Origin of the sequence: Sorangium sp. So ce296 (assembly GCF_051529605.1) — a bacterium.
Classification (GTDB): domain Bacteria; phylum Myxococcota_A; class Polyangia; order Polyangiales; family Polyangiaceae; genus Sorangium; species Sorangium cellulosum_D.
Genome location: NZ_CP150325.1, coordinates 1,467,105 through 1,492,103, shown reverse-complemented (window position 1 = coordinate 1,492,103; position 24,999 = coordinate 1,467,105). Strand labels below are relative to the sequence as shown.

15 protein-coding genes and 1 pseudogene are annotated in these 24,999 nt (G+C 71.7%); 2 read left to right on the top strand and 14 right to left on the bottom strand.

Features of this window, described 5'->3' with window-relative positions; all coding sequences use genetic code 11:
- Positions 1-762 precede the first annotated feature (762 nt).
- The 6 genes and pseudogenes from WME98_RS05610 to WME98_RS05585 all read right to left on the bottom strand — a co-directional run.
- Positions 763-6,719, bottom strand: a pseudogene (locus WME98_RS05610) (RHS repeat-associated core domain-containing protein); the annotation flags it as partial.
- Between the two features lie 162 nt (positions 6,720-6,881).
- The gene (locus WME98_RS05605; RefSeq protein WP_437950330.1) at positions 6,882-8,513 is read right to left on the bottom strand and encodes a hypothetical protein; all 1,632 of its coding nucleotides are present in this window, start codon (positions 8,511-8,513) and stop codon (positions 6,882-6,884) included.
- Between the two features lie 89 nt (positions 8,514-8,602).
- Positions 8,603-9,340, bottom strand: coding sequence for a hypothetical protein (locus WME98_RS05600; protein WP_437950329.1), 738 nt, complete (start codon positions 9,338-9,340; stop codon positions 8,603-8,605).
- A 151-nt stretch (positions 9,341-9,491) separates the two neighbouring features.
- Complete coding sequence (locus WME98_RS05595) at positions 9,492-11,096, bottom strand: hypothetical protein (protein WP_437950328.1); 1,605 nt, start codon at positions 11,094-11,096, stop codon at positions 9,492-9,494.
- Between the two features lie 143 nt (positions 11,097-11,239).
- Complete coding sequence (locus WME98_RS05590; RefSeq protein ID WP_437950327.1) at positions 11,240-12,238, bottom strand: tetratricopeptide repeat protein; 999 nt, start codon at positions 12,236-12,238, stop codon at positions 11,240-11,242.
- A gap of 10 nt (positions 12,239-12,248) precedes the next feature.
- Positions 12,249-13,874 (bottom strand): serine/threonine-protein kinase, encoded by a 1,626-nt coding sequence (locus tag WME98_RS05585; protein WP_437950326.1) that lies wholly within the window; start codon positions 13,872-13,874, stop codon positions 12,249-12,251.
- A 396-nt stretch (positions 13,875-14,270) separates the two neighbouring features.
- Between WME98_RS05585 and WME98_RS05580 the strand changes: the two genes are divergently transcribed.
- On the top strand, positions 14,271-14,975 hold the full coding sequence (locus WME98_RS05580; RefSeq protein ID WP_437950325.1) for an FmdE family protein: 705 nt from the start codon (positions 14,271-14,273) through the stop codon (positions 14,973-14,975).
- A gap of 899 nt (positions 14,976-15,874) precedes the next feature.
- Here WME98_RS05580 and WME98_RS05575 read toward each other — a convergent pair.
- From WME98_RS05575 to WME98_RS05565, 3 genes are all read right to left on the bottom strand, one after another.
- Entirely contained in the window at positions 15,875-17,038 is a 1,164-nt protein-coding gene (locus tag WME98_RS05575) for an integrase core domain-containing protein (RefSeq protein WP_437946437.1), read from the bottom strand.
- Between the two features lie 465 nt (positions 17,039-17,503).
- Positions 17,504-18,085, bottom strand: coding sequence for a hypothetical protein (locus tag WME98_RS05570; RefSeq protein ID WP_437950324.1), 582 nt, complete (start codon positions 18,083-18,085; stop codon positions 17,504-17,506).
- A 446-nt stretch (positions 18,086-18,531) separates the two neighbouring features.
- Complete coding sequence (locus tag WME98_RS05565; protein WP_437950323.1) at positions 18,532-19,089, bottom strand: hypothetical protein; 558 nt, start codon at positions 19,087-19,089, stop codon at positions 18,532-18,534.
- Positions 19,090-19,403: 314 nt separating this feature from the next.
- Here WME98_RS05565 and WME98_RS05560 point away from each other — a divergent pair, with 314 nt between their 5' ends.
- Positions 19,404-20,231 (top strand): class I SAM-dependent methyltransferase, encoded by an 828-nt coding sequence (locus WME98_RS05560; RefSeq protein ID WP_437950322.1) that lies wholly within the window; start codon positions 19,404-19,406, stop codon positions 20,229-20,231.
- Between the two features lie 48 nt (positions 20,232-20,279).
- On the opposite strand, the gene WME98_RS05555 is transcribed toward WME98_RS05560, so the two are convergent.
- From WME98_RS05555 to WME98_RS05535, 5 genes are all read right to left on the bottom strand, one after another.
- Positions 20,280-20,474, bottom strand: coding sequence for a hypothetical protein (locus WME98_RS05555; protein ID WP_437950321.1), 195 nt, complete (start codon positions 20,472-20,474; stop codon positions 20,280-20,282).
- A 54-nt stretch (positions 20,475-20,528) separates the two neighbouring features.
- Positions 20,529-21,668 (bottom strand): hypothetical protein, encoded by a 1,140-nt coding sequence (locus WME98_RS05550; protein ID WP_437950320.1) that lies wholly within the window; start codon positions 21,666-21,668, stop codon positions 20,529-20,531.
- Complete coding sequence (locus WME98_RS05545; protein WP_437950319.1) at positions 21,637-23,085, bottom strand: glucuronyl esterase domain-containing protein; 1,449 nt, start codon at positions 23,083-23,085, stop codon at positions 21,637-21,639. The genes WME98_RS05550 and WME98_RS05545 overlap by 32 nt, the downstream gene beginning before the upstream one ends.
- Before the next feature lie 119 nt (positions 23,086-23,204).
- A complete protein-coding gene (locus tag WME98_RS05540; protein WP_437950318.1) occupies positions 23,205-23,714 on the bottom strand; it encodes a hypothetical protein in 510 nt (169 codons plus the stop codon).
- 202 nt (positions 23,715-23,916) lie between these two features.
- Positions 23,917-24,897 (bottom strand): cupin domain-containing protein, encoded by a 981-nt coding sequence (locus tag WME98_RS05535; protein WP_437950317.1) that lies wholly within the window; start codon positions 24,895-24,897, stop codon positions 23,917-23,919.
- Positions 24,898-24,999 lie beyond the last annotated feature (102 nt).

The window sequence follows — 24,999 nt, the reverse complement described above, 5'->3', positions numbered from 1 at the left end:
GGTAGAATCCTCCTAGTTTGGCGGAGCGCCTGCTGGGATGGCCCACTCGGTATAACCCCCGCCTCCACCGGGGAGGGGGTGTAAAAGTCGCCAGAATGGTGAACCTGGTGCATGCTGCGCTTTGGGCACTAGCTGAAGCACCCCGGCTCGCCCGCCAGCTTGTTCGATTGTCGCGTGCTGCCAGACCCAGTCCGAAGGAGGCTTGCCCCATCCAGTGGGTGCCGGAACCAGCTCTGCTAGCGCTGGATTTGTCTGCCGCGCTGCGGCGAGCGCATCATTGGCAATATGAAAGTGACGGCCTCGACTGAGGCCAAACTCCGCAGGAGATAGCTGAGCCTCGAACGCGACGGAGTATGCTTTCGGTGCTCCCCTTGCAGCAGCTGCGGCTGCAGCCGATTCCTCCGCGAGCGCCCCCAGCCCCCTCCCCATCCCGAAGACGGTGGCCGCCGCGAGCACCATCGTCTTGGTCCCCACCGCGCCCGCTTCCCGGTAGTCGCCTCCGTCGATCGCGAGCGCCGTGTCCGCGGCGCCCAGCCCGATGTGGTAGAGCGGGTTCACGGCGTTGAGCGCGCCGAAGATCCCGTCCTGCTCGTAGCCCGCCCAGATTGCGCCGCCGAGCTCGTAACCGCCGTACATCCCGAACGTCAGCGCGTTCAGCACCAGCGACCGTGCGATGCCGAGACCGAGGTCGCGCGTGCCCTCCGCGGCGCCCAACAAGGTCTGGCCGACGACGGTACCGGGGCCGCCGGCGCCGGCGTGCTCCGGCGAGACGGTCACCGGCTGCGGCACATAGCCCGACGAGGTCCCGGTCGTGCCGACGTCGACAGGCGCGGTCGTGGCACCGACCTCCACGGACTCGCGATTGGCTCTGACGGGCCGAACTCCTTGGATCGTCACCGAACACCCGCGCGCACAAGGGGTGACGACTCCATCGCGCCAGATGACCGCCGAAATAGGCAATCCCCCAGCGGCTTGAGGCTCTTCCTGGAACCCGCTCGGATCCACCTGGTCGAGCGGGCTGTTGCGCACGTAGCTGTACGGGTTCCAGCTCTGACCCGAGAGCGGCGCTTGCACTATCGGGTCGGTCGTCAAGAACCGCCCGAGCCTCGGATCGTAGATGCGGCCCTTCATGTTGACGAGCCCGAGCTCGTCATCGCCCTCGTGCCCGGTAAACCCCCGCGTCGTCTCGCTGGCGAACGACGCCGGCGTGGGCTCTCCCCACACCGGGTTTCTGCGCTGGCCGAACGGATCGTAGCTCCGCCGCTCGATCACATCGCCATCCTCGTCGGTGATCGCATCGACCGAGCCGAGGTGATCGACGTGCACATACCGGGTGCCCGGCTCTTGCCCGCCGCGCGTCACGATCGCCACCACCCGCTCCGGCGAGCGCACGTAATACCGGTGCTCGGCCCTCCCGGTCGCCGCATCGGTGACCCGCTCGACCAGGTCGCCGAAGTAGATCGTCTCCTCGTCCGGCGTGGTCTTACGGATCCGCTGCTGGTCACCGTCGTAGCCGAACGAGACGGTTCTCGCGCCCTGCGTGATCGCCCTCGGCAGGTCGAACGGCGTGTAGCTCACCCGCACCCCGCCCGGGCGCGCGATCTGGTTGCCGACGGCGTCATAGCCGAAGCTGTCCGCGCCCGCGCCGGTGACTGCGTGCGGGTGCAGCGGGTCGTCGTACGAGAGCGTGCCGGCGTCCGTCGCGAAGGTGAGGTTTCCGTTCGGATCGTGGTCGTAGCGGAGCGCGCACGGTGCCGTGTCGCTCTCGACGTCGCTGAAGTACGCGCACGTCAGCCGCTCGAGCGAGTCATAGCGAAAGCGCTCGTTCCGGTGCTGCGGCTGCAGCGCGTCGGTGCGCCGCGTGAGGCTGAGCCGGTCGTCATAGCCGTAGCCGAGGTCCTGCACCGCCGTCGCGCCGCTGCGGGTGACGACGCCCTTCAGCCGCTGCTTGTCCGCGTAGTAGCTCCGCTCGGTGACGGCGCCGTTGCCGAACGCCTCCTCGCGGTAGCGGCCGGCGCTGTCCACGTCGGTCAGCCGCCAGTAGACAGAGCGCGTCGCGCTGTCGCGCACGGCGAGCACGTGGCCGTGCGCGTCGTGATCGTGGGCCACCACGAACGGCGCCGCGTCCGCCGGGGTGGGGTAGGTGAGCGTCTCGACGCGGCCGAGCTCGTCGTAGTCGAGCCTGCTCTCCAGCGCCGCGCGCTGTCCGTCGATGCGGAGCGCCACCGTCTCGAGCTTGCCGTGCTCGGTGTAGCCGTATGTCTTGTCCGCGTCGGGGCTCTCCAGCACGTGGAGCTTGCCGATGCCGTGCTCCGCGGTGTCCCAGGTCCAGGTGGTCGTGAGCCGCTCGGCGCCGTGCTCGTCCACGCGCGAGGTGGTGCGCCCGAGGCCGTCGTAGCTAAACGTCGTCTCCCGCTCGAGCGCGTCGGTCGACGAGACCAGCTCGCCGAAGCCGTCGTTGGTGAAGACGGTCGTGCCCCGATCGGGATGGTCGAGCTGGCGCATGCGGCCGAGCGCGTCGCGCGTGGTGCGCGTGATCGCTCCGCCCGGATCGATGACCGTGTACAGCGCGCCGAACGGGCCATGTTTGTAACGAGTGACCCCCATCGCCGCGTCGGTGACCGTCACCGGTCGTCCCAGCGGATCGTGCTCGACCACGGTCACCTGACCGAGCGCATCGGTGACCTCTGCCCGCAGGCCGTCGTACTCGGTCTCCACGACCGCGCCCCACGGCGTCGTGTGCCTCACCTCGCGGCCGACCGCGTCGTGCGCGTAGACGTCGTAGAGGAGGTCGTCGTCCGGCGTGCCTTCGGTCACCGGCACCGAGCGCCGCGCGATGCGCTCGCCGCGTGCGTCGTACGCGATCTCTTGCATCAAGCGCCGCGGCTCGCCCGTGGCACCTTCCACGGAAGGTCCGTACCAGAACCACCGGATCGGGCGGCCGAGGCTGTCGACTTCGACTGTATCGTCGGCGCCGCCGGCCGTCGTGGTCCGTTGTACCACCCGCCATGCGTCCCGGTCCGGGCCGCCGTCCTTGGTGCGCGACAGCGCGATCGCCGTCTGCGTGCCGTCGGGCCGTATCTCGAGCCCGAGGCGGCCGAAGCCGTCGTGTCTCCACTCGGTCACGAGCCCGTTCGGATCGACCCGCTCGACCAGCACGCCGAGACCCTCGTCGAACGCCACGCGCGTGGTGTGCCCGGCCGGGTTGACGTGCGTCTCGGGGAAGATCCCCTCGGCGTCGTACGTCGTGCTCCACGCCCGGTGATGGCCGAACGCGTCGTCCGCCGTCACCCCGGTGACGTTGCCGAAGTCGTCCCGCGCCATCGCGACATCCAGCTTCGTGTCCGGGATGCCATCGTCGCTGTCGATCGACTCGGTCTCGATCTCGCCGTAGATCGTGGTCGTGCGCGCGAGCAGGCGGCACTGCGAGAGCCCTGCCGCAGCGCTGCACGCCTCCTCGGTCTGGAGCTGACCGAGCACCCACCGATCGGTGTCGTTCTTGAAGGTGCGCGTCGTCTCCAGCGCCAGGTCGACGCCGCGGGTCGAGACCTCCTCGGCGCGCACGTTGCCGAACGCATCGAAGTCCGTCACCTTCGCCGCCGTGTCGCGCAGGATCGCCACCCCGCCCCCGGGCTCGCCGCCCGACGCGACCTGCTCGATGTACGCCTCCACCGTGGGCGCCTCGCCGCCCTCGGGCGGATACACGCCCTGCGCTCGCCGGAACCGGCGCTCGGTCGGGAGCGTGAAGTAGGTCGCGCCGTCGTTCGTGGGCACCATCTCCCGCGTCACATCGAGGAACGAGAGCTCGATCTGCTCCGGCGTGGGCTGGTCTGGCAACCCCGGAGCCCAGCGCCACTCTTGCTTCACCTGCCCCGTGAACGGAAAGACCTCGAGCTCCTCGTCGAACGTGACGTTGTCGTACCGCTCGGCCGTCGCGGCGCCGGTGTCGACCTCGACGACGACGCGCTCCCCGAACCCGAGAAACCCCCGCCCGAGCCGGTGGTAGCGCCCGTCGCGGTAGCGCACTTCGAAGCGCCGCGCCCGGTCCGCGCCGTTGTTGAGCGCGTAGCCGCGGACGACCCGCCGCGGCCCCACCGCGCAGCGGCGCGGATAATCGCAAGCGTTCGCCGCGTCGTCCCGCGACACGTAGAGCATGCTCTCCCGCGCCGGAGCTCCCGCGGCGGTGCCATTCGTGATGGAGGCGTCGGTGAGGTGGCCATACGAGACGCTCACGTTCGGCACGAAGCCCGCCTCGCTCGGCTCGTGCGCGTTCATCCCGTCCGAGACCGCGACGAGGAGATCCCGATCGCCCGCGAGGTTCTGGAAGACGTTGAACACGCCCCCGAGCGGCAAAACCACGTCTTGCGCCCCGTCTCCGTTGAGATCCCCGATGCGCGGCCCGTGCGGCTCGGCCAGCGTGACGGCCTCCCCGACCGCCGCCTCGAACGGGATCTCCGGGTCGACCAGCGCGAACGTCGGCCCGTCGCGCGCGCCGGTGGCCTGGAGGATCGCCCAGGAGGGCAGCGCGAGCGATGAGCCCGGCAGCATGCCCGGCGGCACCGGCATGAGCAGATCCTGCAAGCCATCGCCGTCGTAGTCCAGGGGCGCCGCCAGCCGGAAGAACGTGTCCAGCGCGCCGAGGCTCTCGAGGACGCCCGCCGGGCCGAGGCTGTCGATCGCCGGCGCACCGAAGGTCGGCCCCGTGTTGAGGGTCGTGCGGAGCCCGCCGTGGCTGAAGCCCGACTGCACCGCGTCGGGCAAGCCGTCGCCGTTCACGTCGAGGAACATGGTGCGGCCGCCGGGTGGCGGCTGAGGCAGCTCGGTGTCGAACACCTCCCAGCCCCCGTCGTGCCGCCGGGTGAGCGCCCCGTACGTCGGCGCGGGGAGCATCGTGCCATCGCTGAACGTCAGCACGGTCGCCACGACCAGATCGACCTTGCCGTCGGCATCGAGGTCGAGCGTCTGGATCTCCATGTCGCACGGAAACCCGTGGAGCGGCTCCAGCGACTCCCCGGTGACGTCGAACCCCGCCGGCGTGCCGTTTCGCTCCGGCTTCCAGCGGTGGACGGTCCACGTCGCCTCGAGCGGGTTCTGGGTCAGCGCGCGGCTGTGGTCGTCGCACTGGATCAGGTCGGGCACGCCGTCGCCGTCCACATCGGCGAGGTGCACGGCGCCCTCGGGCAGGCGCAATCCGGGCGGCGCGGGACGGACGCCGAGCGGAAAGGGCCTCCGGATGCCCGTGTCGTGGACCTCGAACGTCAGGTCCGGCCGGGTCAGGAGGACAAGCCAGGTATTGCCGGTGTCATGGACATCGTGAAGGAAGACGTCCGTCCGGCCATCCTGGTTGAAATCCAGGGCCGTCCCGAGCTCCGGCTGAAGGAGCTCGGGATCCGAGGACCCGCGTGGATCGGCGCTCACGGCCCAGTCCTCGAGGAGGGCCAGGGTCGCGGGCGCAAAGGGGGCCGCGGAGCCGCTCGCCCCGCGATTGCGCGCGGCGAGCCAGCCGGTGATGGGGTTCTCTGGCGTGCTGAGCCCGGCGACCACGTCCGGAACCACGAGATCGTCGAGCCCGTCGCCGTCGATGTCGAACAGCATCGGGCTCGCCTTCCGGGAGGTCGGCGCGGCGACGTCCGTCGCGATCCTCCGGAACCCCGCCTCGCCGCGGCTGTACTGAAACCGCGTCGGCGGCTTGCAGACGCCGTCGCCCGCACACTCCTCGACCTCGCTCAGGAGCGTCCGATTCGTCCTCTCGCTGATCTCGTACGTGAGCCCGTAGCGCCGCACCAGCGTGTCGTCCGCGCCGAGCATCTGGATCTCGTCGAGCCGCAATGAGCGCTGGAGCGCCATGCCGCCTGCGTAGCGCGTGCGGACCTCGGCCGGCTCCGTCGCCTCGTACACGAACCGCACCGCCCGCGACGGCGCGAGCGCCGGCTCGCCCTCGAAGCTCGTGTAGCGGATCTCGTCGATCGCGTACTCCGCGGTGAAGCCCTCCTCGGCGTCCGCAGAGCAGTACTCATACGTCATGGCGTTGCCGCGGCCGTCGCGCGCCTTGGTCGCGAGCCACGCGCGCGTGGCTTGCTGCCGTCGCTCTTGCCGTACTCGATCACAAGCCCGGACGGCATCATCGCCTCGAAGAAGAGCGCCTCCGCCGGCGCATCCCCTTCCGCGGCGTAGTGCCCGACCACCTTGACCATCGTGTCGGGAAACGTCCGGTACTCGATCGTCCCCGCCGCCCGCCCCACGGCGACAAGCCGCTTGTCGTCGAGGCAGAGCGCATCCTCGGCGTCGTACCGGACGCCCCGGATCTCCCCGTCCTGCGCCAGGTTCTTCGGACACCGCGTGATCGCGGACAGGCCGGCGATGGAGAACCCCGCCCCGAGGGCGCCCTCGCCGGCGCTGCTGTCGTACTGGAGCGCGAGCCGCGGCGCCACGCCCGCCCGCCCCGGGACGGCGGTCAAAGGCATCACGTACACGGCCTCTCCGCTGCTCGTTACCGAGAACGTCCCGGCCATCGCGCCTGCGGAGACGGTCTTCACCCCCGGCGCGCGGCCAGCCCGCGACGGAGCGCTCGTGTCGGGCGTCCGGCAGGCGATGATGCCGCGAGGACGAACCGGCGGGAGCTCGGGGCTGCACGAGCACCCCGCCTGCGCGAGCACGCAGCTCACGAACATGAAGAGCGGGATCAACGCACGCAAAGCACGTTGCGGAACAGGCGCCATCGCAGCCTCCCTCGCGCAGAGGAGCGCATGGAGCTCTCACGCATGTCAAGCGTAGCGCTCCGTCCGGCGACCCCCGTAGATGCCAGCATCGAGGCGTCCGCGAACGCATCTGTTCCGGGACGGGTGCGTCCGCAACTGACGTTCCGGGCATGCAATCGCAGCTCAGCGCATGCCGGAGAGCCTCGCGATGAACCCGTGAGACTCCGGATCGCCGTCGCTGCCGAGCGGCTCGTCGAGCCCGGGGAGCTCGAGGGTGCCGGTCACGGCGCCCGCGACGTAGACGGGATCGCCGGAGCCGCCGTCCGCGGCGACGACGCGCAGGGCGACGGTGCCGTCTCCCTCGAGCTGGGCCGCCGAGACGAGGTTGCCTCGGGCGTCCAGCCTCAGCAGGAATCCCGCCCGCTTCCGGGAGGTGGTGAGCGCCCCGGCGCCCCCCAGCGGGAGCGCGCCCGAGAACTCGCCCGTGACGTAGATCGAGCCCGCCTCGTCCACCGCCACGCCGGCCGCGGTCTGGCTCTCCGTCGCGTCGCCGAACCCGCGGCTCCACACGACGCCGTCGTCGGAGACGCGCGCGACGAAGAGGTTCTCGGTCTCCCCCGCGTCGGGCAGCGGCGGGCAGCGCTCTTCGAAGCGGACGCGCCCGCGGTACGTCCCGGCGATCACGACGTCTCCGCCCGGGAGCAGCGCGGCCCCGTGCTGCGCCACCTGCTGATCTCCCTCGACGTTCAGCGTCTTCACGTCCTGCAGGGCGCCGTCGGTGGTCAGGTAGCGCGCGATGAAGACATCGCGGCGCTCCGAGGCGAAGGGGAGCTCCCCGCCGAACGAGACCTCCCCGCTGAGCGAGTCGTAGTCGCCCACGACGGTCACGAACCTCGACCCTGACCTCGAGTTGGCGGCGATCGCCTTGACCGCCACGGCCGCGCGCGGCCCGAGGCGGTGCTGCCACCGGCACGCGCCGTCCTGCGGGTGGAGCGCGGCGAGCAGCGCCGACTCCTGCGGGATCTCCCGGAGCGCGCACGGCCCGAAGCTCCTGCCGGCGTCCGTCACGTCGACGGCGGCGACGATCGCCTCGGAGGTCGCCGCGAGGCCGCGCGCGGTGGTGCCGTGCTCGGCGTCGACGCTCCACACCCACCCGCATTTGCCCTCTGGGCCGAGCGCTGCCACGAAGCTCGTCGTGAAGGCGGTGTCGAGCAGGCCGGGGCCGATGCGGCAGGCGCTGAGCGACCCCGTGGGCAGGTTGGCGGCCCCCTCGGACTCCCCGGCGACATAGGTGAAGTCTTTGCCGGCGGCCAGGTGCAAGCCCCAGATGTCATTCACCGAGAGCCCGTACCGGCCGTCGCGCGCCCCGGCGGCGCTCCACTTCGCGACGGTGAATTGATAGCGCGAATCCTCGAGGACATCCGTGACGACGGCCGTCAGCGCGTTGCCAGATGCGGTGAGGTCGCCCACGTCGAAGCCGAGCGTCGCGCCCCACGCGGCCGACGGCTGGAGGATGGCGCCCGGGGCCTCGCTGCACATCGGGACCCCGCCGCCGCTGCCCCCGCCGCCCTCTCCTCCCGCGCCCGAGCCCCCGCCGCCCGCGCCCATGCCGCCCGCTCCGGAGCCGCCCGCGCCCATGCCGCCCTCGCCCGAGCCGCCCGTGCCCGAGCCGCCCGTGCTCGAGCTGGCCGCGGAGGAGGTCGCGCCCGGGGCCGCGCCGGCGCCGGACTGCGACCGGTCGAGCTCGCCGACCTCGAGCCCGATGATCGCGTTGCAGCCGCCCGCCACGACGGCGAACAGGCCGGCGCCGGACACGGCGGATCGGATCGTACGGGGTTCGCGCTTCATCGGATCGGCTCTCCGCGGGGCGGCATCCTCCAGGCTGCCATCGCCCCATTGCGGGCTCAATGGCAGGCTCTGACGTAATTGGGAAAGACGATGTCGGACTGGCACGTGAGGCTGCACGACCCGAACGGGCCGCGCTGCCCGCACGGGATGTCCGTCAGAAACACGTTGGATGCCACCGCGCACGTCAGGAGGCCGCTGCAGTTGACCGCGCGGAACTCCCTCTCCTCGGCGCCGCTGCAGTCGTAATCGAAGCCGCCTCCCGGGCTGATCGGCGTGTCGTAGAACGTGCTGGGCTGGCCGGGGTGGACCAGAGGGTTGTCGTCGTTGCAATCGTTGCCGCCCTCGCACGCCTTCGAGCGATAGCCGTCGTCGTCCGCGTCGCAGTCGACGGTGCCGCCGCCGCCGGCGCCGGAGGTGGCCGAGGTGGAGCTCGCGCTGGAGGTCGCCGCGCCCCCACCGACGCCGGAGGTGGCCGAGGTGGAGCTCGCGCCGGAGGTCGCCGCGCCCCCGCCGGCGCCGTCGCCGCCCGCGCCGCCGCCTCCACCGGAGGCCGCCGCGCCGCCGCCGTCCCCACCGGCGCCGGAGCTCGCCGCGCCGCCGCCCGAGCCGGCCACGTCCGCGGACGAGGCGGCGGTGCTCGCGGACGATGCGGTGGTGCCCGCGTAGTCCCCGCCAGCGCCTGCGTCGCCGGGGCCCCCGGTGAAGGTGACGTCGGGGTAGCACCCCGCGACCGCGCCCAGCGCGGCGGCCGCGGCGGGCAGAGCCAGGCGGAAACATCGGCGAAGCGAGCGCATCCTCGAATGGAAGCCCCCGTTCCCACCGGCGTCAACCTGCGGCGGCCGGATCACGCGCCGCGCCGCGCCGCTTCCGTGGCAGGCTCAGCGGCGCCGTGTGGAAATGTCGTGGGCTGTTCTGCTGGCGCGCGCTCGATGCCGAGCGCGGCGGTCACGGCATGCCCTGCAGCCGAACGATGAACCCCTCTCCCGGCGCCCGGATGGAACGGCCGAAGTCCATGAGAGGGAACGTGTCCGTCAGCTCGCCGCCGATGTGGAGCGGATCGCCGGGCCTCGCGCCCGGCGCGACCGACCAGACAGCCACGGTGCCCTCCCCCGCGATCGCGGTGCCCCAGAGGACGTTGCCCCTCGGGTCGAGCGCGATCAGATAGCTGGACAGCTCCTCCGTCCCGGCGGCGATCGTCTCGCCGCTCTCCAGCGGGATCTCGCCCTCGAGCGTCCCCGCCACGTAGATCGTGCCGCTCTCGTCCGCTTCCAGGTGGACGACCATCTGATCTTTCACCGCGTCGCCGAATCCACGGCTCCAGATCACTCTGTCTCTCGAGACGCGCGCGACGAAGGTGTTCTCCGAGCTCCCCGCGTCCGGCAGGAGCGGGCAGTGATCCTGGAACTTGAAGGACGGCCCGGAGTACGTTCCGGAGATCACGAGATCGCCGCCCGGGAGCAGCGCGGCCCCGTGTCGCGCCGCCGACTGGCTCCCAGGGGCCCTGAGCGGGAGGAGGTCCGTCAGCTCGCCGTCCTCCATCCGGACGCGCGCCACGAACAGATCGCGATCCGGCGTGCGGGGGAGCTCCTTCGTCTGGATCTTGATCGCCGCGTCCGGCGCGTCGTATTCGCCGAAGACGAGCACCTCCCCGGTCTCCGGGACCGCGACGAGCTCTTCGATGCGCACGGCCGCGGCGGTCTCGAACGTGCGATGCCAGACGCACGCGCCGTCGGGGTCGAGCCCCACGAGCGCCGTGGAGCCGCGCTCGTCGCCGGGCCCGAGGGCGCACTCGCGGGAGCTCGCCGTCGCCTGTCCCGAGAGCGAGACCGCGAACACGACCCGCTTGGGCGTCGCCGCGAGGGCGAGCGGGGAGGTGTTGAACTCGGCGTCGACGCTCCAGATCCACTTGCATTTGCCCAGCGGGTCGAGCGCCGCCAGGAAGCTCGGCTTGTGCCCGTTCTCGTCGGGCACACCGATCAAGCACTCGCCGTCCGGCGTGAGCGAGGTGAACGGCGCCTCCGACCAGCCGGTCACGTAGGCGGCGTCCGGCATGACGGCCAGGTGCTCGGGCCAGATGTTGCCGAGCAGCTCGCCGGTCTTCATCCCGTACGCGGTGTCGCGGGTCCCGGACGGGCTCCACCGCGCGACCGAGAACCCGACCTTGCCGGGCGTGCTGACGAGCCCCCGCGCCTCCCGGATGACCGCCGTCACCGCGCCGTCCCGCGCCGCGACGCCGGCGACCGACAGGCCCGACAGCTCTCCCCACGCGCCCGACACGCCGCGGACCGCCCCCTCGCGGGTCGGGCTGCATTCCGCCGCCTCCCCGCCTGCGCCGCCGGCGCCGTCCCCGCCGGCGCCGTCCCCGCCGTCGCCTTCACCGCCGGCGCCGCCGCTGCCGCCCGTGCCGACCGCGGACGCGTCCGCCGACGTCGCGCCCGCGCTGCCGGACGACGGATCCAGCTCGCCGACCTCGAGCCCGATGATCGCGTTGCAGCCCGCTCCGGCCGCGGCCGCGAGCAGCGCGGCGCGGAGCATGGGTCGAGTGTTCATGAGATCGCGCGTCATCTCTCCGTCTCCCGTGGCGCGGCGCCTCCGGCGGCCGGCGAAAGATCACCCTCGCCACCGCCGGCTGCATGCCGGGCGTGGCTCCAGGGATCGAGAGATTACCAGCGCACCGCCGGCTGCGGCTGCCGTCAGAAGATCACCGTCGCCACGGCGCCTCCCGGCACCACGCCGACCGTCGCCCTCGGGGCCGACGGCGCCTGCGCCGACGACGGCGCCGTGAAGATGAGCACCGCCCCGGCGCCCAGCGCGGCCGCCCCGACCAGGAACGCGACCGTCGAGATCGTCCCTGCGGTCGCGCCCTGCTGCTGCAGCTGGATCCCGCGCTCCGAGCAGACGTTGGCCTCGTTGCAATAGGGCTCGGCGTCGCCCTTCTTCCCGAGGGCGCGCAGGCCGAACGCGGCGCCGACGCCGAGCCCGACCGCGCCGGCGCCGGCGCTGATCCAGCCGGCCGTCCGCTGCATCGAGCTCCCCGCCGCCCGCGGGCCGTCCTTCGGCGGGAGCGCGGGCCCGGCGCTCCCGCCGCCGGCCGCGGGCTCCTCCGGCGCCACGAGCAGCTCGGCCTGCGCGCCCTCGGCGAGCTGCACCGTGAACGTCTTCTGCTTCCGGCCCGGCGCCGTCGCCGTCACCTGGACCTCGCCCGGATCCACCGGCAGCGGCGCGCCCAGCGAGCCGGCGCCGACCGGGATCCCCGAGCGCTGCACGGCCGTCTCCGGCGGCGCGCCGGGCGCCAGCCGGATGGTGAGCCTCGGCACGCGGCCCTCGAGCGCCGCGGCGCGCGCCTGCGCGATGGGGCGCCGGTCGTCGTTCGCGGGCAGATCGCGCGCGAGCTGCCGGAAGATCGACCAGGCGGTCGCGACCTTGCCGCGCTTCTCCTCGCAGTCGGCGAGGTTGAGCAGCGCGCCGGGCGCCGGATCGAGCTCGTAGCTCTCCCGGAATTTCGGGCACGCCGCGTCGTAGTCCTTCGCCTGGAGCGCGGCCCTGCCGGCGTCGAACAGCGCCTCCGCCGCCGCGGGATCGCGCACCTGCGCCGAGGCGCCGGGGCAGGCGAGGAGCGCGGCCCCTCCCAGGGCGAGCGCCTCGGCCGGGAATCGTTTCCGCGAGCGTTTACGCGAGCTCAATCTACCCATCCGTGCGACCTCAGCGTCTCCGGTTGAACGGGTCCTCCGCCGGCGTGGGCGCCGGGGCCGGCGCGGGCGGCGTCTTCGCCGGCGCGGTCGCGGGCGGTCGCGCCTTCCCCGCGGCGGGCCGCGCGGCGGCCGGCGTGGGCGCGGGCGGCGTCCCGGTCGCGGACGCGCTCGGCGCGGACGCCGGCGGCGTGGGCTCCGGCGACTCCGGCGGCGGCGCGGGCACGGGCGCGGACGGCGCGATCGCCGGGACCGCGTCGCCGGACGCCGCGGGCTCCGGGCCGGCCCCGGGCGCGCCCGCGCCGCCGTGCGGCTCCTGCGCCGCCCCGGCGCTCGCCCCGGGGCGCGGCTCTGCTTCCACCGCGGAGCCGTTCGACGCGTGCTCCGCGTCCGCGGCGCCCCCGCGCTGCCACCACACGAGCCCGACCAGGGCGCCCACGGCCAGCGCGCCGGCGCCGGCGAGGAGCGCGCCCAGGGCCGCCGCGCGCGGCGCCGGGCGCTCCGTGCCGGCCGAGCGCTCCACGACCGGCGAGACCGTGCCCGCGCCCCCGCCGGCCGAGCCGGCGCTGACCGCGCCGCCGCTGCCCGTGCTGGGCGAGCTCGCCGCGGCGAACTCCGTGCCGCGCGGCCCGCTCCCCGGGGCGCGCGCGTGCGCCGCCTGGCGCCCTGGATCCGAGGACATGTAGGCGCGCCCCGGATCCGGGTGCGCGGACATGCGCCCCGGATCCGGGTGCGAGCCGGGCGCGGGGTCGAGCGTCGCGCCGCCCCGCGCCTGGCGCAGGGCGCGCTGCATCGCGCGGGCGTTCGGCCAGCGCCGGTCGGGATCGAACGCGAGGGCCGCGTCCATGACGGCGGCGATGGGCGGGGGGAGGGTCGGCAGGACGCTGCCCACGGGCGGCGCCGGCTGGGTCATGGCCGCGAGCAGGAGCAGCGGGAGGGTCTCGGCCTCGTGCACGTACCGCCCCGAGAGGAGCTGGAACATCGTGCTCGCGACGGCCCAGAGGTCGGTGCGCGGGTCGACCCTGTCCCATTGCCCGCGCGCCTGCTCGGGCGGCATGAACTGCGGCGTCCCCATCAGGCTGCCGGCGCGCGTGGTCGCGTTGGCCGGGGACGAGAGCTCGCGCAGCCGCGCGATGCCGAAGTCGAGCACCTTGAGCTGCCCCTGGCGCGTGAGGAACAGGTTGTCGGGCTTGAGGTCGCGGTGGACGATCCCGCGCTCGTGCGCGACGGCGAGCACGTCGAGCAGGTCGTCGGCGATGCCGAGCACCTCGTTCACGCCGAGCACGCCGCTCGGCTCGCGGGCGCGGCGGGCCTCGACGGTCTCGCCCTCGAGCAGCTCCATGACCAGGAACACCGAGCCGTCCTCGGTGACGTCGTCGTCGAGCACGCGGACGATGCCCGGGTGGTCCACGCGGTTCGCGACGTAGCCCTCGCGCAGGAAGCGCGAGCGCGCTTCCTGGTCCTCGGACAGCTCGCGGCGGAGGATCTTCACCGCGCCGCGCATCCCGTTGCGGTGCGTGCCGGCGTAGACCATGGCCATGCCGCCGAAGCCGAGGAGGCGCTCCAGGCGCCATTTGCCGCGCAGGACCTGGCCTACGAGCGCCTCCGGCCGGAAGCCCTCAGGGTCGACTCGGGTCATCGGCGGAGACCACCTCTTGTCCTGGCCACGGGGGGCGTCGCCCCGCCGGCGAGGCCGGCGGCGCCGGCGCGGCCAGCGGAGCCGGCGAGGCCAGCGGAGCCGGCGAGGCCAGCGGAGCCGGCGAGGCCAGCGGAGCCGGCGCCGCTGGCCGCGCCGGCGAGGCCAGCGCGGCTCGAGCGGCAGGGGTGGCTGACGGGCGCGCGACGCATGACGGCCGCATGTTACCCCGGTCTCGGGCGGCGGGGCGCGAAACCGTCCGGGGTAGGCGCGCGCTCGCCGGGAGAGGGCGGATCGCGCGGCGCGGGGGAGCGGCGCGCGTGCGGCGCGGGGGCCGACACCCTTGACGTCGCGCGCGAACGGGGACACTTCGCCTGCTTCGCGGAGGATCGAGCGAGCATGCGCAAGACGGTGAGCCACGCGGCGTTGATCCTCCTCGCCGCCGTTTCCTCGATTCGGTGCGGCGGCGCGGGCGCCCATTCCCCGACGGCCCCTGCGCACGAGCCAGCTGTCCATGCGCAGGCGCCTGCCGGCCCTGAGGGCGGTCCCGGGCACGCGGCCCATCACCACGATCGCGGTCCCGGGCACGCGGCCCATCACGGCGGCCACCTGCCCGCGCAGCACGACCACGGCCACCGCCCCGTGGCGGGCTCGGCCCCGGGGGCGCCGGAGGACGAGCTCCGCGCGGTCGCCGCGATCCACGGCGGCGCGGGGCCGTGGGCGGTCGCCGGCTACCGCATGGGGCGGTATGCCCTCGCGAAGCTCGGGCTGCCGGCGCGGAGCTTCGACCTCGAGGTGATCCACCACAGCCCGAGGAACGTGCAGTTCTCCTGCATCGCGGACGGCGCCGCCGCGGCGACGGGCGCCAGCCTCGGGAAGCTCAACCTCAGCCTTGTCGAGGCGACCGAGGCCGGCGTGGAGACCACGTACCGGCGCAGGTCGACCGGACAGGCCGTGACGCTCCGCCCGTCCGCGGCCTTCCGCGCGCGTTTCCGCGATGTGCCGAGAGAGGGGCTGGAGGCGGCCGGCAAAGAGGTCCTGTCGTTGCCGGACGCCGAGGTGTTCGAGGAGGTGCCGCCGCCTCCCGACGGCGCGCCCCGCTGACGAGGCGCCGCCTCCGCGTGCTCGGAGCAGCGCAAGAGGAGGTCGGAGACGTCCTGGACCAGGTCCGCGTCGCCGCTGCCCGCGCGGATCGCCGTGAGCCGCTTTTGACCCTCGGGGCTCTTCTTGAAGCGGAGAGATCGAAGAAGCGGAGGAGCGTTTGCCGGTGCAGGGCGGCCTCGGCGGCCGGCTTCGCGAACGTCGCTGCGGCCTGCTCCTGGCGCTGCTGCGCGGCTTGCCAGCGCGATTGCGTGGCGCGCAGGAGCTCGATCTTGTCGCGCAGCGCGCGGATCTCCGCGCACGTGAGCGGGGGCTCGTCCTCGGGGAAGGGGGTGCGGACGAGATCCGCCGCGTCGGAGGTAGAGTTGCGCAGCAACCACAAAGGCGCGCGAGACGACGCCGGGGGCTGCGCAGGAGACCACCGGGGGCTGCGCAGGACCCGGACGAGGGTGGCGAAGGACATGAACGGGGGCGCGCAGGAGGGGCGCGGAGGGCGCGCAGGACAGGGGCGAGTGTATCGTAGGACACAAACGGGGGGTGCGCAGAAGGGCGCCGGGGCCGCGCAGGAGGGCCGGCGGGGCTGCGCAGGAGGGTCGACGGGGCCGCGCAGGAGGGCGCCGGGGCTCGTGCAGGAGGGCCGACAGGTTGCGCAGGAGGGTCGACGGGGCCGCGCCGGAGTGTACGAGCGGAGCCCTGGTAACACTTCTGACCGGGAGCCGCGGTGACACTTCCTTAGAGCTACGGGCCGCTGCTCCGGGAGGACTGGAAACAGAGGCCGGATCCTCGTCGACGCGACACGCTCACCGCGCTCTCTCGGACCGCCAGGATCTATACACGAACCGCTTCCCGCGGTCTCGGTACACGCGAGCCTCTCCTCACGTTCCGGCGTGAGTGCGCGCAGGTCACCGTGCCTTGGCGAGCTGCAGCTCCTTGTTCTTCAAGGTGACCTGCGCGAGCAGAACCGGCCCGTAGTACAGCTCCCAGACGTCGTCGGCGATCGGAAGCAGCCCCACGGGCTCGTTGGCGATCAGCTTGGAGACGAAGGTGTTCGCGCCACCGAACTGCAGCCGTCCCATGTCCCCCACGCGTCGCACGGCCATCGTGTCCGGATACTCCGGCGAGGAGGGCTTGCTCGGCATCGTCCGCCGCGACGGCGTGTAGCGCGAAGCCGGCGTCCTCTGGCCGAGCGCCTCGTGGGGCCGCTGGTCATTGTACTCGTGCCGGAAGCGGTCGAAGACGCGCTGCTGCGCCGCGAGCGTGGCTCCGGGCGGCGATGTCGCCTCCGCCTTCAGCGTCTTGTGCATGCGCTCGTGACGGCCGTTCTGCTGCGGCTTGCCGGGCTCGATGCGCTCGGGAGCCACGCCGAGCTTGATCCAGCTCACCGACAGCGCCGAGAGCCCTCCGATGCCCAGCGTGGCGAACGGCGGGCCGTTGTCCGAGCGGATACGGTTCGGCAGCCCGAACTCGCGGAACGCGCGCTCGAAGTGCGGCCGCACCGAGGCCTCGTCCGGCTTCGCTACGCCCTCGCACTTGAGCAAGTACCGCGACGCCTGGTCCGTCAACGTCAGCGGGTGGCACCGGGTCTTGTCGCCAAGCGCAAAGTGCCCCTTGAAATCGACGCACCATGTGTCATTAGGCTGCTCCGCTGGAGCCAGCGTCGACGGCATCGCTGACGTCGGCATCACCACGCGGCGCCGCCGGGGCCGGATCAGCCCGTGTTTCTTGAGCAGCTCGCCGATGGTGCTCGTCGCCGGCAGCCCCTCAAGGCCCATGCTCTCCAGCCGGGCGCGCAGCTTCTTCGGACCCCAGGTGGGTCGCACCTTCCGCAGCTCGACCAGCGCGTCGACGATCGCCGCTGGCGTCGCATGCGGGAACGTGTGCGCCACGGGCCGCCGCTCCTCCAGACCACGAGGTCCGGATTGCTCGTAGCGCTCCACCCACTTGTACCCCGTCTTCCGGCTGATGCCGAACCGTCGGCACAGCTCCGCGAACGTCTCGTCCGACTCGTTGACCTGCGCGATGAACTGAAGCCTCTCGTCCACTGAACATGTCTCTTTCCAGGGCACCAGCGATCCTCCGTCGCCGACCCTCTACGACATGTGTCACCCAGGCTCCCGGTCCGTCCGGGTGCTACCCAGGCTCCCGGTCTGAACCGTTACCCAGGTCACCGGTCCGTACCAGGACCGGTGGGCTGCACGGATAGCCGCCCGGCTGCCGCTTCGCCTGGTCCACCGCTCCGCGATCACCTCACCGCCGTGCGCATCCAGCACGCCGCCGATGTCGCGGCGGGTGCTGGCTGGGAACCCTTGCGCCGGCGAGCTCCTCGAGCGCGGGCTCGGCGCCACGGCCTGCGGAGCGGCCGCGGGCGTCGAGGACCCCGTATGCATTCCGGTTTCACCGCGAAAATTGTCTGTGACGCCCACGTCACGCTCAGAGAAATGCCGGCGGGCGTCCCGCTCCGGCGGCGTCGGAGCGCGTCCCGCCCCGGCGGCGTCCGCGCGCGTTCCGCTCCGGTGATTCGACCGTCGCGCTCACCTGCAGATGTCGATCGCCGTCTTGCACTTGCCGCTCTGGCAAAAGCCCGCCCTCCCGAGCGCCGGGTCCGGGCACTCGACGTCTGGACAATCGGCGTTCGTCGTGCACGCCTGGCCGGTCGCGGGGGTCGTCACCATATCGATGGCCCTCGTATAATAGAAGGCGCACAGGTCTCCCGCATCGGGCTCGTGGCCCTGCTCCACCGCTTGCAACGCCTTCTTGTAGCTCTCGTTCTCCGCGAAGCACGGATGATCCCCCGGGAGCTCGGCCGCCCCCGTACCGACGTCGATCTCGCACCCCTCCTGCTGCGCCGCGCAGGCCATGAGGCTCTGGAGCTCCGCGAAGACCGGCGTGCATATGCCCACCTCCTTGACGGCCTGCTCGTGGGCTCGGCGGGTATCGGTGGCGCACTGCTCGGCTGTCACGCCGCCGCTCAGCCGCCCGCACTCGGCCAGCTTGTCACAGAGGATCTCCTCTGGCTCTACCGAGTCTGAGGACCCGCTTGTACAACCCGGAAAGGCCACCGCGAAGAGGCCGAAGAAGGGAGCGCAACGGAGGATGATGTGGATTGTCTTCATGGCTTGTCCCCTACCTTTCACGATCATCGCCGGCGAGCCCGGCAGGAAGAGCGACTTCGCAACCGGCGTGCCGGCCCTCCGCGCGAAGGGTCTTCCGATGAAAGGCGGGTTGCGCGGCGCACCGACCTAGCAGCGCCGAGCGGTCGCCCCGCGGCCGCACGCGCGGATCGGCCGGCGCGCGCGTGGCGAGAGTCGCCCTCCTGGCAATGCTTGCCGGCGTGCGCATGGCAAGTCTTGCCGTCCTGGCAACGCTTGCCATCGTTGTCCGGAGCGGCTCGGGCGCGTTGCTGCAGGGACGGCCCGCGGCGGGAGAGGGGGCGGCAAGGCTCGCGGGGTCGATCACGCGAGGATCGGGTCAGGCCCGGGTCGCCGCAAGGCCGAGCAGGCCCCTGGCGCGCGGGGGCCATCATCCGCCCATCCGTGAGTATGGTGGCTGATAACCGCCGCTACCGCCACCGAAACGGGGGCCACCAGCTTCGCTTGGGCTTTGCGGCGGCGCGTGGAGCGCCGCCGTCGCCACCGCTCCCGGCGCCCTCCCCGTGGAGCGAATGGCCCCGCTCCACGATGGCGCCGCTGACCATCGTCGTGAAGAGCGTCCGCAGGGACTCCCCCTGTTCGAGCGGCGCGACGAAGCCGAAGCCGAACAGAAGCAGGTCGCCGTGGGCCTCGCAGAGGAACAGCTCGTACACCGCCCCGGGGGCGAGCTTCGTGCACTCCTCCAATCGATGCTGCTCGAACGCCATGCCCTGCCAGCTCGCGCGCTCGCGGAGGTGACGCAGCGGCGCCTTCCCCTTCACGAACCCGTCGACGTGCCGCCGTCGTTCCTCCTCATCCCGCCCGCGCCCGACGATGACGTAGAAGTCGAAGCTCACCCCCACGATGGCGACGGCGTTGTACCCAAAGAAGCCGGGCTTCTCGCGGACCTCACCCTCCTCGTACCAGAGCTCGGGCAGCCGAAGGGGGTAGGGCCCAACGTGAACGATCTTCGGCTCCATCACGGTCATGCGCTCCAAGCGGAGCTCGACCCATACCACGGTGGCCGAGCAGGTCACGACGAAGAGTGTGTCGAAGCTCCAGACCCCTGCCCGCGATCACCGCCTCGCGCCGCTCGTCCACGAGCGCGACGCAGCCCGCGCCACCGTGGCTGATACACGCTGGCTCACGAGGGCTGCGCTCCAGGTGGGCTTCCTGGGCGGCTTGCCGCCGTATCCTCGGGTGGACTTCGAGGTCGTGGCGGGCCAAAATACCGACGTCACCCTCGTGGCGACGCCGGGCGCAGCCGGCGCCAGCCCGGTCCCCTGGGACGGAGAAGGTCCACATGCCAGAGCCCCTGATCCGCGACGTCTCCGACACCGCCCGCTGGGCCGCCTGGTGTCGCGGGACGGAGGGCGAGCGCGCCGACGCGCTCTTCCGCGACCCGCTGGCGCGGGTCCTGGCCGGCGAGCGCGGCGCCGCCATCGAAGCCACGATGGGCGGCTCCACCGTGGCCTCGCTGGTGACCCGCACGGTCTCCTTCGACCGGCTGCTGCTGGAGCGCCTCGCGGAAGGCGGCATCGACACGGTCCTGAACCTCGCCGCGGGCCTCGACACCCGCCCCTACCGCCTGGACCTGCCCGCGGCCCTGCGCTGGACCGAGGCCGACCTGCCGGGGCTGGTCGCCTACAAGGAGGAGGTCCTCGCGAGCGAACGGCCGAGGTGCCACGTCGAGCGCCACCCCGTCGATCTCTCCCAGCCCGACGCGCGCCGGGCCTTGCTGGCCCACGTCGGGAAGGCGTCGAAGGGCGTCCTGGTGCTGACGGAGGCCCTGCTGCTGTACCTGGAGGCCGACGTCGTCGCGGAGCTGGCCCGCGACCTGGCCGTCGTCCCGGCGATCCGCACCTGGCTCACGGACTTGCTGCACCCAGCCCTGCTGCCGATCGTGCTGCAGCGCTGGCAGGGGCTGGGGGCGCACGCCGGGAGCCGACCCCGCTTCGCACCGGAAGGGGGGCCGGCCTGGTTCGAGCCGATGGGCTGGGCCCTGCGCCACCAGCTCTCCGCGCGGGAGGAAGGCGAGCGACTCAACCGGCCGATCGGGCCGCCCCTGCCGGAAGCCCAGCGCGAGGCGGCCCGCTGGATGAACACCTACGTCCGGTTGGACCGGACCTAGTGGAGCCGCTCTTTCTCCGCGGAGCCCGCCAGGGCGCCCGTGGAGCGCTCACCGTGGATGATCGCCGTTCGCACCTGGTCGCGTCGAGCATGCCCCGAGGGCCGCGCCGTTGATGCGTAACGCGTAGACCGGAAACCAGTACGCCTTGCAGAGCGTGGAGAGGGCCGCGCGGCCTTCGGGCGTGTCCTGACCGGCCTTCACGACGAGCGCCCACGAGGCCCTGTCGAACCGATCGTCGAGCATGGAGGCTCCTGGCAAGCGCACACGGTACGCAGGAGCCCTGAACGGATCCTGTTCTCAGAGATTGCCGCAGGTAGAGGGATCGGGCGAGGTCGTATCGAGGCACGCGCTCCACCAGAGGGGCGCCGTGTCGGCGGTGTCCGTCCAGAGGCTCCTGACTTTGAAGCTCCAGCGCGAGCTCGCGTCCACGGTCGTGAATGCCCTCGTGAAAATGGAGGCGATGAACCAGCTCGAGCCATCGCCCGGCTGCAATGCGCTCCATCCGGAGGGGGACGTCGGGCCGAAGACAGCCCCGCCCGCGCCAGCGCCCGAGGTGTCCGGGAAATACCGCGGCCCGCCCCCCCTCGCGACGGGGACCCAGGTACATCCGAAGCCGCTGCATTGCTTCTCTTGGATGAAATAGCCGACCCACTGGCAGGTGCCCGTCTGGGGGGCATTGCAGGTGGACCGCTTGACCGAGACGTTGACCTGGTAGGTCGATTGGTCCTGGAACACCGGAGCGGGCATCACGCCGGTCTTCTTCTGGCACCAGGTCTTGTTGGAGACCGCGCTCGGGGCCCAGGGCCTCAGGAAATGCTCGATCCCCACGGCGTTCGGGAGGTCGCCCTGGTAGTCCTGCAAGGCGCCGCCGTCGTAGTGGAACGGTCGACCATCGGACGGCTCCTGGTGGAAGCAAGGCACGTTGCCCAGCATGATGCCGCTGCCCATCGCATAGGGCACCTTGGCATTGTTGTACGTGGGCTCGACGGTGAAGGCGGGATATCCATGGTACATGGCGCCCCCGACCGCGTACGGGAGGAACGCCCGCGGGGAGACGGCGATGTGGGCCTTGGGGTTCTTCGAGAAGAAGTCCATCGTATCGAGCTCGAAGCTCATCGAGTGGTAGACCCGCTGTCCCTGAGGGTCGAGGTAGGCGTTGTCCCCCCGGACCGCGGCGCCGTTCATGATCTGGTCGAGCTGATTGCCGATCACGGTCCCGTTGCCGATAGCGGTGGCGTCCCCGTAGTCGCAGTACGGCCCGGCGCAGACCGTGAGGTAGTGGAGGATCGGCGCCGTTTGCGCGCCCCATACCGCGCCCGAGGCCGAGGAGCCCTCGAACGTGTAGCTGTTCCATCCCGGGAACGTGTCGAGGCCAGAATGGCCTTCATGCCCCCCGGGGGCATCGCTACTGCAGCACTGTCTCCATATCCCAGTCAACCCACATGTCTTTCCATTCGTTGACCGGCTGCTGAACGCCATTGTCCAGGATGTTCATCACGTCCGTGTTCGCGCTGGTATTGCCTTCGAACGCTCGCTTGAACATCTCGCCTGCGAGGGCGGTCTGAGAGCCGGACGCGCCGCAGTGGTTCGCGCTGTACATCTGAAAGCCCATGCGCTCCGGGACGCCGAGCGCCTTCCATACCGGTTTTGCCGCCCACGCGGAGAGCGCTTCGCAGGTCCCGCCCAGGTGACACCATGAGTTCCTGCCGTTGGCGTTCGTGAAGTGCACCAGATGCCGCGGAGCGATGGTCGCCAGGATCATGTGCGTATCGAAGGGGAGGTTGTACACCTTCGAGGGGTCGCTCCGGAGCCAACGGGCCGCGCTGGTCACCCAGGGGCCGCAGATGCCGCTGTCTTCGAGGTTGTCGATGCTCTGAGGTTTGGCGTCCGAGCACTGCCAGACAGAACCGCCTTCACCGTGCCTGAACCACTCTGCCTGACGCAGGTTGGCCACGCCACCGCCGCCCGATTCCACGATGACCACCACCGGCGCGCGACTGAAGACACCCGCCAGGTAAGCGCCTTTTCCACATCCGGAGCAACCCGACACCATCACCTTCGTGGGATCGTGTCCGCTGCCCGGGTTCTGTTCCAGCACGTCCATCACCCGGTCGATCATCCATCCGTTGGCGATGTTGGTGTTGAGCTCGGACAGGCCGAAGAGGTTTCTTATCTTGCCTTCGAAGCCGCTGCCGAACGACAGCTTTTTTCTGCTTGACGGGAAGATCCCGCCCGACAGCTCGAGGGCGATCACATCGCCGGATCCGCTGATGCTCGCCGAGAAGCTCTCGGTCTTTTCGCCTACCTTGGCGGTGATCGAAACGGTACCTCCGGAGACGGTCCCGGTCACCTCGTCCGGTTCGCCGGGGACTGGACCGTAGAGGTACTTGGCCGCCATCGCCAGGATCTCCTTGCGGCGGCACTCCCACTGTTCCTTGGTGGTGACCTTCGTTCCGTCGAAGAACGTGAACGGATCCGGGAGCTTCTCGTTTACCTCGGTCAGAGCGCTCGGTTCAGGCAGAGTGGGCAGGGTACACGTGAAGCTGCCGCCGCCGCCGTTCCCGCCGGTCCCGGTAGCCCCGCCAGTCGGGGAGCCGCCCGTGCCGGATCCGCCCGTCGGAGCACCGCCGCCCGTACCGGCGACCCCGCTGGTCGCGGAAGCGCCGCTGGTCGCGGAGCCTCCACCCGTGGTGACTCCCCCGCTCCCGCCCGATGTCCCGCCGCCTGTGCCCGAAGCATCTTCACCGGTACCGCCGGATCCTACTTCTGAAGAGCAGCCAGCGAAGGTGAAGAGGGCGAGGACGGGGACCGCGAGAGCGGTTAATTTGCGCGAGGCACGAGAACGGACAGACATGAAGGCCTCCATGTATCGAGTGCAGTGGCGGAATGCGACACGCGGCGCACGGCGCGTAGTGCGTGACACGCAATCGCCGTACTTATAGCAGACGGTGAATAAGTCTATGTGTTTTCGCGTTAGTGATGCTGTTTTGCCACGCGTGCGAATTTGCGCTGTGACGATGCCGATGGCACGTGAACGAGAAGTTTCAGGGCGCGGTGCGATGCGTTCGCCGTCGAGCCGAGGACCCGTAAACCGAGCCATGAGAACGGCGCTCCCGGGGCTCGGGGGATCGTCGAGGAACCGCCCGCTCCCGAGATCACGCCACCGGCGCTACCGCCGCCGGCGCCGGCCACGAACGACGTGGTGCCCGCCGACGAAGAGCCGCTGGTCGGGCTGCCGGTGCTGGTGGTGTCATCCTCATCAACGGTGATGCCGCCATCGCTGGAGCCGCACGCGACGGACAGGGGGAGGAGGGCCCTTAGGGGGATAGGTCTGGAGAAGGCTGGCCGGAACGACACCATCAGACGCTCATTCCCAGTGGAGGGCGGTTCGATCACGCTTATCGCTGAGAATCGTACGACCGGAGCGAGCAGCGCTTGGTCGGGGTGCAAATGTTCAACGAGTTTGTAGTCGATGGGATCCACCCGGATCGTCTCCGGGAACACTTCGCGACAGCGCGCGCCTGCGGGACATCCGAGGAAGCGACACTTTGGGGCGAGCGCCGAGGCGGAGAGCCGTTCTTCGGTGAGCGCTACGACCCGGTGACCTGCGAAGCTGCCTTGGGGCTTGCCCGGCACCCCGATGTCGACGCGTCGGCGGCGCGCGACGCTCTCGTGCTCCCGCCCTTCACTCGGTGACGGAGGGCGCAGCCGGCGCGTCGTCGCCGGCCTCACGCCGGTCCTGCGCGGCGCCGTGCTTGCGGAACGCGCCGGGCGGCATCCCGTGCTCGCGGTGGAAGGCGCGGTTGAAGGCGGACACCGAGGTGTAGCCCACCGCCTCGGCGATCTCGGTGAGCGATCGATCGGTCTCGCGCGCCAACCTCGCGGCCTCGTGCATGCGTGCCTGGGTCAGGTACGCGAGCGGGGAGAGACCCACCTCGGCCACGAAGCGGCGCGCCAGCGTGGGCCGCGAGGTCCCAAGCCTCGCCGCCAGCGTCGCGACGTCCCAGGGCGCGGCGAGGTCCTCGTGGAGGAGCGAGAGCGCAGCGGCGACGAGCGAATCGCGCAGCGCGCCCAGCCAGCCGGCGCCGCCGGCGGGCTGATCGTCGACCCAGGCGCGGAGGAGCTGCACGAAGAGCACGTCGAGGAGCCGCGACACCACCAGCGATCGGCCGAGATCCACGCGATCGTGCTCGCGCGTCAGGCCGGCGATGGTCTCGGCGAGCTCGGGCCTTCCGCGCGTCTTCTTCGCTGGGATGTGGACCAGCTCGGGCAGCACGCGCAGCGCCGGGTGGCGGGCGCCGGGGACGTCGAACGCGTAGACGCCGCAGAGCACCTGCGTCTCCACGCCCTGGCCGTCGCCGAGGCGCATGCGGTGGTCGACGGTCCCGCGCGCCGCGAGCCACGCCGCGAGCGGTATCCGCCGGCTCCGCGCGTGATCGGCGAGCGCGTGCGCGCTGCCGCGCGGCAGGAGCACCACGTCGCCCGGCCCGAGCGCGACCCGCTGCTCGCCGAGGAAGAGCCAGCACGTGCCGGCCGTGACCAGGTGGAAGACCGCGCCCGCGGACGCGTCGAAGCAGAGCCCCCACGGCGCCCGCGCCGACGAGTGGCAGTAGACCCGGCCGCGCAGGTGCGTCAGCTCCAGCACCCTTCCCAGCACATCGTGCACCGCGCCCTCGTTCATGGACCGCCACGGTAGCAGCCTTCTCCCGAACGATCGCGCCGTGAGCGCTTCGGACAAAACATCGAGAGCCGGAGCGATGGCTCGTGG